This window comes from Brevibacillus sp. AF8, assembly GCF_021270385.1.
Taxonomy (GTDB): Bacteria; Bacillota; Bacilli; order Brevibacillales; family Brevibacillaceae; genus Brevibacillus.
The window spans coordinates 248,268-262,446 of sequence record NZ_JAGQDN010000004.1 but is presented as its reverse complement, the minus strand read 5'-3'; the positions used below and the strand labels follow the sequence as shown (position 1 = coordinate 262,446).

The 14,179-nt window shown below is 47.4% G+C and carries 13 protein-coding genes; 12 read left to right on the top strand and 1 reads right to left on the bottom strand.

The genetic code is table 11. The features are described from left to right. The first annotated feature begins 107 nt into the window (after nucleotides 1-107). Both KB186_RS09265 and KB186_RS09260 read left to right on the top strand, forming a co-directional pair. Entirely contained in the window at nucleotides 108-539 is a 432-nt protein-coding gene (locus KB186_RS09265) for an acyl-CoA thioesterase (RefSeq protein ID WP_173608870.1), read from the top strand. Between the two features lie 2 nt (nucleotides 540-541). Continuing rightward, entirely contained in the window at nucleotides 542-937 is a 396-nt protein-coding gene (locus KB186_RS09260) for an FxsA family protein (protein ID WP_173608869.1), read from the top strand. A gap of 76 nt (nucleotides 938-1,013) precedes the next feature. On the opposite strand, the gene ytvI is transcribed toward KB186_RS09260, so the two are convergent. Beyond that, nucleotides 1,014-2,144 carry a sporulation integral membrane protein YtvI gene (gene ytvI / locus KB186_RS09255; protein WP_221867561.1) on the bottom strand — a complete coding sequence of 377 codons (1,131 nt, stop codon included), beginning with the start codon at nucleotides 2,142-2,144 and terminating at the stop codon, nucleotides 1,014-1,016. A 425-nt stretch (nucleotides 2,145-2,569) separates the two neighbouring features. Here ytvI and citZ point away from each other — a divergent pair, with 425 nt between their 5' ends. From citZ to KB186_RS09205, 10 genes are all read left to right on the top strand, one after another. Beyond that, nucleotides 2,570-3,682: a citrate synthase gene (citZ, locus tag KB186_RS09250; RefSeq protein ID WP_048031704.1), complete on the top strand. Its 1,113-nt coding sequence runs from the start codon at nucleotides 2,570-2,572 to the stop codon at nucleotides 3,680-3,682. A gap of 153 nt (nucleotides 3,683-3,835) precedes the next feature. Then, the gene (gene icd / locus KB186_RS09245) at nucleotides 3,836-5,119 is read left to right on the top strand and encodes an NADP-dependent isocitrate dehydrogenase (RefSeq protein ID WP_173608867.1); all 1,284 of its coding nucleotides are present in this window, start codon (nucleotides 3,836-3,838) and stop codon (nucleotides 5,117-5,119) included. 52 nt (nucleotides 5,120-5,171) lie between these two features. Then, nucleotides 5,172-6,110, top strand: a complete 939-nt coding sequence (gene mdh / locus KB186_RS09240; RefSeq protein WP_173608866.1) for a malate dehydrogenase — start codon at nucleotides 5,172-5,174, stop codon at nucleotides 6,108-6,110. A gap of 684 nt (nucleotides 6,111-6,794) precedes the next feature. Continuing rightward, nucleotides 6,795-7,490 (top strand): response regulator transcription factor, encoded by a 696-nt coding sequence (locus KB186_RS09235; RefSeq protein ID WP_173608865.1) that lies wholly within the window; start codon nucleotides 6,795-6,797, stop codon nucleotides 7,488-7,490. Between the two features lie 13 nt (nucleotides 7,491-7,503). After that, nucleotides 7,504-9,267: a two-component system histidine kinase PnpS gene (pnpS, locus tag KB186_RS09230; RefSeq protein WP_173608864.1), complete on the top strand. Its 1,764-nt coding sequence runs from the start codon at nucleotides 7,504-7,506 to the stop codon at nucleotides 9,265-9,267. A gap of 109 nt (nucleotides 9,268-9,376) precedes the next feature. Then, the gene (gene phoU, locus KB186_RS09225; protein WP_016738714.1) at nucleotides 9,377-10,033 is read left to right on the top strand and encodes a phosphate signaling complex protein PhoU; all 657 of its coding nucleotides are present in this window, start codon (nucleotides 9,377-9,379) and stop codon (nucleotides 10,031-10,033) included. Between the two features lie 255 nt (nucleotides 10,034-10,288). Next, nucleotides 10,289-11,377 (top strand): PRK06851 family protein, encoded by a 1,089-nt coding sequence (locus tag KB186_RS09220; protein WP_173608863.1) that lies wholly within the window; start codon nucleotides 10,289-10,291, stop codon nucleotides 11,375-11,377. A 92-nt stretch (nucleotides 11,378-11,469) separates the two neighbouring features. Beyond that, the gene (locus tag KB186_RS09215) at nucleotides 11,470-12,399 is read left to right on the top strand and encodes a VanW family protein (protein WP_232773464.1); all 930 of its coding nucleotides are present in this window, start codon (nucleotides 11,470-11,472) and stop codon (nucleotides 12,397-12,399) included. A 680-nt stretch (nucleotides 12,400-13,079) separates the two neighbouring features. Then, nucleotides 13,080-13,508 carry a MarR family winged helix-turn-helix transcriptional regulator gene (locus KB186_RS09210; RefSeq protein ID WP_012685124.1) on the top strand — a complete coding sequence of 143 codons (429 nt, stop codon included), beginning with the start codon at nucleotides 13,080-13,082 and terminating at the stop codon, nucleotides 13,506-13,508. Nucleotides 13,509-13,517: 9 nt separating this feature from the next. Continuing rightward, nucleotides 13,518-14,177 carry an HlyD family secretion protein gene (locus KB186_RS09205; protein WP_173608861.1) on the top strand — a complete coding sequence of 220 codons (660 nt, stop codon included), beginning with the start codon at nucleotides 13,518-13,520 and terminating at the stop codon, nucleotides 14,175-14,177. Nucleotides 14,178-14,179: the final 2 nt, after the last annotated feature.

Here is a 14,179-nt window from a genome sequence, read left to right as displayed (position 1 = left end):
GCGGGTGGGACAAGAATCTGAGCGTTTTCTCCTGTTTCCTCCCCACCACTACAGCCACATAGGGGTACTATGGTACAATCATCCTATAGAGAAAGGAGCGATCTAAAATGACTCCCATTATTCATTCCCATCGATTGCGTGTCCGCTATGGAGAAACCGATCAAATGGGTGTGGTCTACCATACGAATTACTTGAACTGGTTTGAAGTAGGAAGAACAGAACTGATTCGCCATGCGGGGATTACCTATCGTGAACTCGAGGAAAAAGGCGTACTTCTGCCTGTCACAGATGCGAACATCTCTTACAAACAGCCCGCTCGTTATGACGATGAGGTGGAAATACGGACACGTGTAAAAGAGATCAGTCCTGTCCGTCTCACTTTTGCTTACGAGGTTGTTAGATTGCCTGACCAACAGCTGTTGGTGTCAGGAGAAACAATGCATGTATTTACCAACGCAGCTTTGAGGCCGATTCGCTTGTCCCGAGCGGTGCCTGACATCTATGATTGGTTGGACTCCCAGCATAAAGGAGGGGAATAGGCATGTTCCGCTTTTTTGCCATTCTATTTGTCGTCGCGTTTGGTTTAGAGCTTTGGGGGCTTATTACTATTGGTTCGTGGATTGGCGGCTGGAATACAGTCATGCTGGTCATTCTCACAGGGATCTTGGGAGCTTGGCTTGCGAAGCAGCAGGGGATGCAAGTATTCCGCATGGTTCAACACCAGTTGTCGCGTGGGCAAATGCCTACCGATTCGCTCATTGACGGTGTCTTGATCTTGATCGGTGGTATTTTGCTCTTGTTGCCTGGATTCGTCACAGATGTGATTGGACTGGTCTTCCTCATTCCGTACACACGGATGATCATTCGTCATCTGTTGAAGCGCTGGCTGTGGAACCTCATCTCGTCTGGTCGTGTTCAATTGTTTTTCCGCCGCTAATACTAAAATTCCCTATAAAAAAGAACCGCTCCGAGCTGTGTACAAGCTGCTCGCAAGCGGTTCTTTTTACATGAGGTCAGGTTTTCTTCCCTCGGATGTAGCCCCATACATCGACGAAGACGTTGGCTTTTACCAGAGCATTGATCATGACAAGTGAAACAGGTCCAATGATCAAGCCCAGGAATCCGAACAGCTGGAGGCCAACAAACAGCGCGACCAATGTGAGGAGAGGGTCGAGACCGACGTTTTCCGCAACGACTTTTGGCTCGATAATTTGACGGAAAATCAAGACGACCCCGTACAAAATGGACAAGCCGATGACCATCGTGTAATTGCCTTTGAAAAACATGTAGATGATCCAAGGAACAAAGACGGTCCCTGTCCCAAGATAAGGCAAGAGATCGACCAAGCCCGTGATCAAGCCAATCGTAATCGCGTACTCGACACGCATGACCAACAGGCCAATGATGACGATGGCAGCGGTTAAGGAGATGAGAGTCAACTGCGCCTTGACGAACCCGAACAAGGCATTGCGCAAATCGATGAAAATTTGATCGAGACGGCTGTTTACTCCTGTTGGCAAAAGACGGCGACCCCGCGCTTCCCAAAGGGCAAAATCTTTGGAGATAAAGAAGGCACCCATGATGGAAATAACGGAAACTGTTGCCATATTCGGGAGTGAGACAAGCAGGTTTTTCAATCCATCCAGGAATTTGACGATCAAGTCCTGCCCAACATTTGTGATGGTCGAGATCGCACTACCTACCGTACTGGTAAGTTTATCCTTATAACTTGGATCGAGTTGCTCGTAAAACCACTGAAGCTGATTGTAAATGCCCATCAAGAAGTCCTGAGAAATCGTATTTTGCAAATAATGGGCCAGCTCCTGTGCAACGACTGGCAAACGCTTGGCCAGCTCCCCGATTTCCACGACTGTTTCCGTGATGATCAGTGTGAGCACTCCGCCAGCGAGCAGCATCAAAACCAAGAGCGCGATAATGACGGAAAGCCAGCGGGGAATCCTGAACTTTCTGGTCATAAACGTAACGGGCTTGTTGATGATGAGCGCAATGACTAAAGCGATTATAAATGGGTACAGTAAAGGTGTTGCATGTTGGAATACCCAAATCCCTACATAGACAAGCAGGCAAACCCATAACAATCGAATGATTTGAAAGAGGCGCTCTACCCAGTTTTCCTGATTCAAACGGTTTCTCCTTTCCGCCGCGAAGGTGCGAACAAAATACTGATGTTTCTATTATGCAGCATGCCTGATAGGTGGAGCAAGAATCGTGAAAAAACAAAACTCCGTTTCACCCTTCGAAACATTTTTTCGCCAACCTTATTCACAAAATCGCAATAATCTTTTATAATTGGGTCGTCTTAGTGGATTCTTTTCTCTCGCCTCTCCCCTTGCACGAGCGACATTTGCATGTACGACCTTGTGAGGATTTGCGTGGATACATTCCCTGTCAAGAGTGGTGGATGAAAGAAACCGCTGCTTACAATTTCATAGATAGGATGTTCAAAAAGTCGTCTATTTTGAACTTGATCAGGCCGTTTATCAGTCATGGCGGACAAGCGAAGACTAGATAAGCACTACTACTTGAGTGGAAAAGGAGAGGGAGTTCTATGACAACTACTCGTGGACTTGAAGGCGTTGTTGCCGCTCAATCATCCATCTGTTCGATCGTCGATGGGGTTCTTTGCTATGGCGGGATCAACATCGATGAGCTGGCAGAACATGCAACTTTTGAAGAGGTTGTATATTTGCTCTGGCATGGAGCGTTACCGAAGCGTGATCAGCTGGACGCTTTGAAAAAACAATTGGGTGAAAATGCAGCAGTGGCCCAAGAAGTGCTGGAAAGCATTCGCCACTATCCAAAAGGCGTACACCCAATGGCGGCGTTGCGCACAGCTGTCTCTTCGTTAGCGCTCTACGACACAGAAGCGCAAGATATGTCTCCTGAAGCCAACTATCGGAAATCTATCCGCCTGATGGCACAAACTCCTACCTTGATCGCTGCTTACGAGCGTATGCGTAAAGGTTTGGAGCCAGTAGCTCCACGTGCAGATTTCACGATTGCACAAAACTTCCTCTACATGCTGACAGGCCAGGAGCCAACAGAAACAGCAGTAAAAGCGTTTGACGTTGCTCTGATCCTGCATGCTGACCATGAGTTCAATGCATCTACATTCTCTGCTCGCGTAACTGTTGCGACTCTGACTGACATTTATTCCGGTATCGTGTCTGCAATTGGTACACTCAAAGGCCCTCTGCATGGTGGCGCTAATGAAGCAGTAGCGAAGATGCTGAACGAAATCGGCGGCATGGCTAACGTAGAATCCTACATCCGCACCAAGCTGGATAACAAGGAAAAAATCATGGGCTTCGGACACCGTGTATACAAAGATGGTGACCCACGTGCGAAATGGCTGAAAGAAATGTCCAAAGCACTGACCGCGCAAATCGGTCGCCCTGAGCTGTTTGAGATGTCTGTGAAGATCGATGAAATGATTTCCGGTGAAAAAGGACTGAAGCCAAACGTTGACTTCTACTCAGCATCTGTGTACATTTCTCTCGGCCTCGAAACGGACCTGTTCACACCGATTTTTGCTATCAGCCGTATGTCCGGTTGGACAGCACACATCATGGAACAGTATGAAAATAATCGCCTGATCCGTCCTCGCGCGGATTACACCGGTCCGGTCAACCAACACTACGTTCCAATTGACCGCCGCTAAGAACTCGCTATTTTCGAGCGTGGAGGGTAGGGGGTCAGCCAAGCTGATCGCTCCTGAGCGCAAGCTTGAGAACTACCACAAGTGAGTGGTAGTTCTCCTACGTCTGGAAATATTCATAATCACCAAATATATATAACACTGGAGGGATTTTTTGTGTTTAAAAACCTGACGCAACCAACTGCAGGCGAAAAAATTACTGTGGATAACGGTAAATTGGTAGTTCCAAACAATCCGATCATTCCTTTCATCGAGGGTGACGGTACTGGCCCTGACATTTGGAAAGCTTCCGTTCGTGTTCTGGATGCTGCTGTAGAAAAAGCATACAAAGGCGAGAAGAAAATCGCTTGGTTCGAAGTATTCGCGGGCGAAAAATCCTTCAACCAATACAGCGAGTGGCTGCCAGAAGATACGCTGACTGCTGTTCGTGAATACCTGATTGCAATCAAAGGTCCTCTGACTACACCAGTAGGCGGCGGTATCCGTTCGATCAACGTAGCACTGCGTCAAGAGCTGGATCTGTATGCTTGCGTACGTCCTGTTCAATACTTCGATGGTGTTCCATCCCCAGTTAAACATCCTGAATTGACAGACATGGTAATCTTCCGCGAGAACACTGAAGACATCTACGCTGGTGTGGAGTGGGCTGAAGGTACTCCAGAAGTGAAAAAAGTAATCGACTTCCTGCAAAACGAAATGGGCGTGAAGAAAATTCGCTTCCCAGAAACTTCTGGTATCGGTATCAAGCCTGTTTCCAAAGATGGTACAGAGCGTCTGGTTCGTGCAGCAATTGACTATGCAATTGACAACAAGCGCAAATCCGTTACCCTCGTACACAAAGGTAACATCATGAAGTTCACGGAAGGTGCGTTCAAAAGCTGGGGTTATGCACTGGCTGAAGCAGAATACGGCGACAAAGTGTTCACTTGGGCACAATACGATCGTATCAAAGCTGAAGGCGGCGACGCTGACAAAGCACAAAAAGAAGCAGAAGCAGCTGGCAAAATCATCGTGAAAGATGTTATCGCTGACGCGTTCCTGCAACAAATCCTGACTCGTCCAGCTGAGTACGATGTAGTAGCAACACTCAACCTGAACGGTGACTATGTATCCGACGCTTTGGCTGCACAAGTAGGCGGTATCGGTATCGCTCCAGGTGCAAACATCAACTACCTGACTGGTCATGCGATCTTCGAAGCAACTCATGGTACAGCTCCGAAATACGCTGGTCTGGACAAAGTAAACCCATCCTCCGTGATCCTGTCCGGAGAAATGATGCTGCGTCACCTCGGTTGGAACGAAGCAGCTGATCTGATCATCAACTCCATGGAAAAAACCATCTCCGCGAAAACAGTAACATACGATTTCGCTCGTCTGATGGAAGGCGCACAAGAACTGAAATGCTCCGAGTTTGCTGACGCTCTGATTCAAAACATGTAAGATAGATTTGGGCACAAATTTTTACACTTACATTTTTGGAGGGGAATAGTTCATGGCATTCAACCGTAAAAAAATCGCTGTTATCGGTAGTGGCTTCACTGGTGCAACAACTGCATTCATTTTGGGGCAAAAAGAACTGGGCGACATCGTATTGGTTGACATTCCGCAACTGGAGAACCCAACAAAAGGTAAAGCGCTCGACATGATGGAATCCTCGCCAGTATTAGGCTTTGATGCAAACATCACAGGTACTGCGAACTATGAAGACATCAAAGATGCTGATCTCGTCATCATCACAGCTGGTATTGCCCGCAAGCCTGGCATGTCCCGCGATGATCTGGTTAACACCAATGCTGGCATTATGAAATCTGTTGCAGAGCAAGTAAAAACATATGCACCAAACTCTATCGTGCTCGTACTGTCCAACCCAGTTGACGCGATGACGTACACCTTCTTCAAAACGTCCGGCTTTCCAAAAGAGCGCGTAATCGGTCAATCCGGCGTTCTGGATACTGCTCGCTTCCGTACCTTCGTGGCGATGGAGCTGAACGTATCTGTAGAAGACGTAACGGGCTTCGTTCTGGGTGGTCACGGAGATGACATGGTTCCATTGGTTCGCTACTCGTATGCTGGTGGTATCCCATTGGAAAAATTAATCCCGCAAGACCGTCTGGATGCGATCGTAGAGCGTACCCGCAAGGGCGGGGGCGAGATTGTAAACCTTCTGGGGAACGGTTCCGCTTACTATGCACCTGCGGCTTCCTTGGTACAAATGGCTGAAGCCATCATCAAGGACAAAAAACGCATTCTGCCATCCATCGCTCTTCTGCAAGGAGAGTACGGCTACAACGATCTCTACCTGGGTGTACCGACTCTGCTCGGCGCAAACGGGATCGAAAAAGTGATCGAATTGGATCTGACTGCCGAAGAGAAAGCAGCTCTTGATAAATCTGCTGACTCTGTACGCAGTGTAATGGCTGTTTTGAAATAAGATTAGTACATGTAAGACGCCTTTCTTTGGGAAGGCGTCTTTTGCTATTAAAGTTGCTGTGGTGGTGGAAGAAACGAATTTCCAGTCTACGCTTCGGCCTACGCCCCGCTGTGGGTATGACTGTTCGCTCCAGAATAAATGGCGGGAGCGCTTCAAACGTAGAAGTTTCGAGGAGGTAGTCCATAAGTGAAGCTGAAATTCCCCGCCATTTATTCCTACGCTGGGCTGGGCTCCAGAGGCGCTTGGACTGGAAATTCGCTTCTTCCACGTAGCTTTTAGTTTTTTTTAAAAGGCTCAAGGAAAACTTCTTTGAGCCCACTTGTAAAACGTTGTAAAAGCAAGACATACATCCACAGCTGTACCGAAGCACTGTCACATGTTTGGAAGGAGACCGCCCGAACGTAGAGAGGATACAGGCAACTGGAAAGCATGTGGCAGGGCTTCTCCCGACCTCTACCGCTGGAAGACAGCTAGGATTTTTTAAGGAGATACCTTTACCTAAAAGAGGAATACTACTGTCAAGCAACTAAGTTCTATGTGTTCAACAGCATGTCTTTACAAAAAAATTACTTGTTTTCCGCAATGAGCATTGGCAGACTGAGTATTGTAGAGAGAAGTATTTTTCAGGGGACGTAGGTTAGAAAATCGAGCGCAAGCATTGCAACGCTAGGGGGAAACAGACAGATGATCAAAGTATTGGTAGTGGATGACGAAGCTTCTATTGTAAAGCTATTGCAATTTAATCTTGAAAAATCAGGATTTCAGGTCGTAACTGCTTTTGACGGTAAACAGGCCTTGGAAGTGGTTAAGAGCGAGCAGCCTGATTTTATCATTCTTGATTTGATGCTTCCCAAGATGGATGGAATGGACGTATGCAAAACCTTGCGCCAGGAACGCAATAATACGCCGATCTTGATGCTTACAGCGAAAGATGATGAGCTCGACAAGATTTTGGGGCTTGAGCTTGGTGCCGATGATTATTTGACAAAGCCTTTTAGCCCGAGAGAAGTAATTGCCCGCGTGAAAGCCATTCTGCGGCGTTTTCAGAACACGCCGGAAGCGACTACAGCGCCTCAAGAGGTGTTGCTCCAATTTGGGGATATTCGTATCTACCCGGAGAAGTACGAGGTGTTCTGTAAAGACGTGAAGGTTGAGCTGACACCAAAGGAATTCGAGCTGCTCAACTATTTAGCGAGCCACCAAGGACGTGTATTGACGCGCGATCAATTGTTGAATGCTGTTTGGAACTACGATTTTATCGGGGACTCTCGAATCGTGGACGTGCATGTCAGCCATTTGCGCGAAAAGCTTGAGGATGATACGAAGAACCCGAAATACATCAAAACCGTTCGCGGATTAGGATACAAACTGGAAGGATAACGGAGGATTTACCTTGACTCGCTTTCGAATCAAACTCACTTTGACTATTTTGGGTTTAATCTCTCTCGTACTATTGGTGATGGGGATGTATTTTGCCAAAGTCCTTGAGAATTCCTACCTCCAATCACTGAATGAGCTATTGTCCCGCGAGTCGAAGCTCATCTCTCAGGCGGTCCGTTTCCCGAATGTCTTTGCCGATAAGGCGACGTTAGCAGACCGGGTCAAACAAGTAGCGCCAACGGATGAAGTACGGATCACCATTATCAACAAGGATGGTCAGGTGATGTACGACAACTCCTCCCACCCGGAAGAGATGGAAAACCACCATGACCGACCAGAGATGAAGGCAGCGTTGAAAGGAGAAACAGGGATTTCCCGTCGTTTTAGTGAGACGCTCGGCTATGACATGATGTACGTTGCAGTACCTGTTGAATTGAACAACGAAATATTCGGTGTTGTTCGTTCAGCGATGTCGATGAAAGATATTACCGATACGATCCACAAAATGTGGTACAGCTTACTCACAGGTTTATTGGTTACTTTGGTAGTCGGATCGATTGTTGTTTCTCGCATTTCCTTTTCCATTATTCGTCCGATCGAGGAGATCACCCGGGTAGCCCGCAACATTACACAGCGCCAATATGAGAGCCGTGTCAGAATCAAAGCAAAGGATGAGATCGGTCAGCTTGCAGGCGCGATCAACTTCATGGCATCGAGCCTGGAGCAGCAGATGTACGAAATCTCGGAGAATCAGCAGCGCCTGGCAGGGGTGCTGACCAATATGACGAGTGGCGTGATTTTCATTTCTGAACAACGCCGGATCATGCTGGTCAATCCAGCCGTTGAAAAGCTGCTGGGGACTGCTGGACATGAGATAGTAGGGAAGCTGCATATCGAGGCCGGCAAAAGCTTTGGGCTCAGCCAATACATCGACAGGTGCCTCGACAGAAGCGAGAAGTTCCGCCAAGAGGTACACATTTATTACCCGCAGGAACGCATTCTTGACGTGAATTTTGCTCCCTATATTAACTTCAAGGGGGAGTCGAGGGGTGTGGTCGTAGTACTGCATGACATCACCGACATTCGCCGCCTGGAGAAGATGCGAAGTGACTTCGTAGCAAACGTATCGCATGAGCTACGCACGCCGATTACCTCGATCAAGGGCTTCACGGAGACTTTGCTTGAAGGGGCTATGCAGGACGAGGAAACATGCCGCAATTTCTTGCAAATCATCTCGGATGAGAGCGAGCGGCTCTACCGGATGATCCGCGACATTTTGGACCTTTCCAAAATCGAGCAGAAGCGAATCCCGTTGCATCTGAGTCAGGTTCACTTGCAGGATCTAATCAGTTCGGCGGTTGCCATCATGCATGACCAGGCACAACGCAAGGAATTGACGATCACCCTCCCTTCACCAAAGCCAGATATTTGGCTGATGACGGATAAGGATTGCTTGCAGCAGATCATCTTGAATCTGTTGACGAATGCGATCGCCTATACGCCAGAAGGTGGAAAAATCAACGTCAAGACAGAGGCAGACAGCGAAAACATCACCATTCAAGTCATGGATACCGGGATCGGCATTCCGGAAAGGGACCTCACGCGTATCTTTGAGCGGTTTTATCGCGTAGACAAGGCGAGAAGCCGCGATTCAGGTGGAACAGGTTTGGGCCTCGCAATCGTGAAGCATCTCGTGGAAAATTTGCACGGACATATTAGTGTGGAGAGCAAGGAAGGAAGAGGGACAACCTTCACAGTTACACTTCCCCTTACCTAAAACAACAACTGCAAAAAACATTTACACAAACAAAATAGTAGCTTTACTTCTACAATACAATCGCCTTGTACCATTTGACATGTCAGACACTAGAAGGGGGAAGAGGGAAATGTCACGGCACGCTTTTGAAGAACAGCAGGATGTACTGCACCGCAAGCTCATGACGATGGGCACATTGGTGGAAGAAGCCATTCATAAATCCATTAAGAGTCTGGTTGAGCGGGATGCCCAACTGGCGGAACAGGTTATCGCAAGCGATCCTGTGATCAATGAGCTGGAGCAAGAAATACAGAGCGATTGCTTCCGTCTCATTGCGTTGCAGCAGCCAGTCGGAGGTGACTTGCGACGCTTGGGAACAATGTTGAAGCTGGTGACGGATTTGGAGCGAATGGGTGATCATGCCGTTTCCATTGCCAAGACGACCCGACGCTTGATGGCGGACCCGTACGTGAAACCCCTCATCGATATTCCGATGATGGCTGATCACGTCAAGGCTATGGTGCGTGATTGTTTAAATGCATATATTGCACGCAACAAAGAAGCGGCAGAAGAGATTGCCTCACGCGACGACATTGTGGATAAACTGTATTCCACGATTTTCCATGATCTGATTGAATTGATGACGAAAAACAGTCAGGCCATTTCGCAAGGAACACATTTGCTCTTGGTCGCGCAATATTTGGAACGGATTGCCGATCATGTTACGAACATCTGTGAATGGATTATTTATATGTCTACTGGTAAAATGACGGATTTGAATAAATAATACCCGAATGACAAAAAGCCGCTGTGAGCTATGAAAAATAGCTAGCAGCGGCTTTTTGATAATATCGTAAAGGATAAACTTCTTCGAGTTTCTTCTTGAGATTATGGAAAACATTCCGCTAAAACGCGGTCGCTCATCCTTGAGTAAACCACGATAGAGGTTTTCTTATGGTTGTAGACAGACGCCTATTCTCCCTTTTGTGCATACAATACATCGATTCAATGGCAGTTAGAAGAAGTACAGGAGGGAAAGGCAATGACCACAAAAGTGCGCCATATATATGCCGCAGGGAATACTGCGCGAGGATACAAGACGTTTTATGACTCCGTATTGGAAGGCTTGGAGCGTGTTTATATTTTGACAGGGACAGTGGAAGGAATTACGTCGCCACTGATCGAGTCGATTGGTAATCAAATGGCACGAAAAACAGACGAAGTGGAGTGGATTCATTCTCCTTTTGTGAATGGACAGTTTGATGGTGTTATTTTTCCCAAATATAAAGTGGCGATTATGGATGGTAGCTATCCCCGGATTTGGAGACCCGCTTCTCCGGGTGTAAAGGAAATTCAGGTCAATTTGCAGTCCATGGTCAACATTGATCAGCTAGTGGATTACAAAGACCAGATTGCCGGCTGGTACGAAGAGATTTTTAGGAAGAGTGAAGAGGCATATCAAGCTTTTGGCGAGGCCTTGCGGATCCACGATGAGTGGGAGGCTCCCTACATTGAGCACCTCAATAGAGAAGAAGCCAATTGCGTTACGGAAGAAGTAAAAGCTTTGTTCTTCGGAGAAGAGCAACTGGAAAAGAAAGCAAAGGTACGGCGTATGTATTTGGGGGCAGCGACGCCGCAGGGGCCTGTAGATCATATCATGAAGCTGACCGACCATTTGGAGAAGCGCTACTTTATCAAGGGCAGGCCAGGCTCTGGCAAGTCCACTATGCTGAAAAAGTTGGTGGAGGAAGCCAAAACACGCGGCTTTGACGTGGAAGTATACCACTGTGGACTAGACCCGCACAGCCTTGATATGGTCATTGTTCCTGAGAAGGGCCTCGCTATTTTTGACAGCACCGCACCTCATGAGTATTTTCCAAGTAAAGATACAGATGAGGTTATCGATATGTATGAAAGGGCAATTGAGCCTGGCACAGATGAGGTATATGAAGAGGAATTAATGGATGTAAAGGTAAGGTATAAGCAAAAAGTGAAAGAAGCAACAGCGAATCTTCTGGCTGCCAAGGAACTGCGCGACCAGTTGAATAATACTTACCAGGAAGCGGTGGACCAGCAGCGTCTCAAGGCAGTTACGCAAGCAATTGTCAGCAGGCTGACAAAGATGGGCTAATGTCATTCCGATCGTAGAATGAAACCCGTTCGACTGCTCATACTACAATAACGGAAGATGATCGTTGTTGGAGAATGGAGGTGAGCAGCCGGATGGGTTTTGCTATGACGTTGGCTCTGTTACTGTTAATTAATCCCCTCGACCCGACGAATTTTTTGCAGATAGAGATGGAGGGCAAGACGGTAGCTATGCTCAACCGGGCTGATTATTCTCTTCCCTTTGATGGCGTTCCTTTGGTCGATGACAGCAAGCTTGCGCGAATGGTAGAAGAGCTGGCGAAAAAAGCGTACATTGCGCCGATCAATGCAACGATTAATAACGCCGGGGCCATCGTTCCGGAAGCCAAGGGAAGAAAGCTGGATGACCTGGCATTTCGCGGACGTTTTTACGATTATTTTTATGGTACGGGAGCCGCAAGCATGAATGTCAGCTACAAAGAGGTATTCCCGAAGGTAGACAAGGCTCTCATGAGTCAGGTGCGGAAAAAAAGGATCGGGCAATATGCGACCTATTTCAATGCAGGTAACCGGAATCGTGTACACAACATCAAGCTCGCCTCGCAGGCGATTAACAATTACGTGGTATTGCCAGGAGAAATTTTTTCTTTTAATAAGGTAGTGGGCCAACGTACGAAAGAAAAAGGGTATTTGCAGGCGCCTATCATTGTCAGGGGAGAGTTGTCGGAAGGCATTGGGGGAGGAATCTGCCAAGTATCGTCTACGCTGTTCAATGCGGTAGACCAGGCAGGCTTGCACATTATGCAGCGTTATTCTCACAGTCGAAACGTAGCGTACGTACCTCCAGGGCGAGATGCAACCGTGAGCTGGTACGGCCCCGATTTTGTGTTTCAAAACAAATACGCCTATCCGGTTTTGATTCGTGCGATTGCGAACAACGGAAGCATGTACGTGACGGTTCACTCTTTTCCAGAAATGGAGCATGAGCCACGACATGTTCCAAGCGTACGCCGCTCGATGCCTGAAGAAGCTCCTGATTCTCCATCTATTTTGAATGAAAATTGACCGACAATTCCTTAGAGATGTGTCGGTTTTTTTGTGTCTTGGGTACGAGGCTGCGGTGGGGAGAAGAATATTTCCAGACTAGGCTCCAGGCTCCGTCCCACTGAGGGTAGAGACTGTCCGCTCCGAAGGGATTCGCGGGGAAACGCAAAAGTGGTAGCCGCTTCGTAGCTTGGGCACGTTGCGTTTCTTTTGCCCGCGAATCCCTTCTCCGCTCGGTAGGACTCCACAAGTCGCTACGTCTGGAAATATTCTTCTCTGTCGTAACTGATTACAATCGTCATTCTTTTAAGGCTTTTAAAACCCGTTTAACACGGAAAGCTCGTAGAGGAAACAGGAGAAAAAAGCGAAGATCTTAGGAACACCGCCCGAGGCGCAATGAAAAAAAGAGAAACAAGCTTTTAGCGTCCACCTCTGAGACACCCCCTGAATGGACCACTTTGGACGCGGGTTTCACTTTTTTTCATGGAGCCGGACAGTCAATCCCTCAGCGGGTGGACCTAGAATCTGAGCGTTTTCTCCTGTTTCCTCCCCACCACTACAGCCCGACCAACGCATGCTTTTAAAAGGTTGCCTAGTTAAAGTTTAACCTAAAGAAATAGTTGCCACGGATAAAAAAACATCGTATAGTTTTCATGTGATAAATTTCGTACACGAAATATTACTTAAGAAAGGAGTGCACTATGAATAAATCACTGCATATTCGGGACTTGTTAAAACGGTTGAACAAGACATTTGGCACGATGGCCACAAAAGAACTGTCCCAATATGGTGTGACTGTCCCGCAGCTAATGGTCATTCGAGAAATACATCCTGATCCCAAAACGATCGGTCAGATAAGCAAAGCCGTAGACTTATCCTACAGTACCGTTTCTGGCATCATAGATCGTTTGGAACGAGAACAACTCGTAGAACGTGTACGTGATGAGAATGACCGGCGTGTTGTCTGGATTCGTAAAACACCGAAGATTTCCGAGTTGTTCGCAAAGGTTGATTTTTTCTCAGAGAACTTTTACAAACGTATTTTCCATGGATTTTCCGATGAGGATTTAGACATCATTATTCAGTCGATGGAAACATTGATTGCGAAACTAGAAGAACGAGAAAGTTGAGGAGAAACCATGAAGCGAAAACTGGTTTTGTATGTCATTTTGCTCCTGTTCGTGGCAGGTGGTGGAGGAATCGGTTACTACTATTGGTATCAGAGTGCACATTATGTGACCACACAAGATGCCCGGATCGCGGGAGACATTTATCGCGTCATGCCGAAAATGACAGGCAAACTGACCGGACTCGCTGTCAAAGAAGGCGACACCGTTATAGCGGATCAAATCGTAGGGCAGCAAGATACAACCAATGTAGCAACGACAATGCTGGAAAACAGCGTGTTGCGTTCCCCCATTACAGGTACCGTGATTAAAACGCAAGCAAAAGAGGGAGAGATTGTTTCGACAGGGCAATCGGTAGCTCTCGTAATTGACGAAAGCAAATTGTACATCTCCGCCAATTTGGAAGAGACAGAGATCGAACGCTTGAAACTCGGCCAAAAAGTTGATTTTACGGTTGACGCTTACCCAGGTAAGAAATTAGGCGGTCATTTGATGGAGATCGGAAAGGCGACGAACTCTACATTTTCCTTGATGCCAGCGGCCAACACGAGTGGGAACTTCACCAAGGTAACCCAGCGTATCCCGATCAAAATCGCTATAGATGACACAGCAGGTCTGGACCTCGTTGCCGGATTGAACGCCGAGATCAAAGTGCACGTGAAGGAGATGTAATC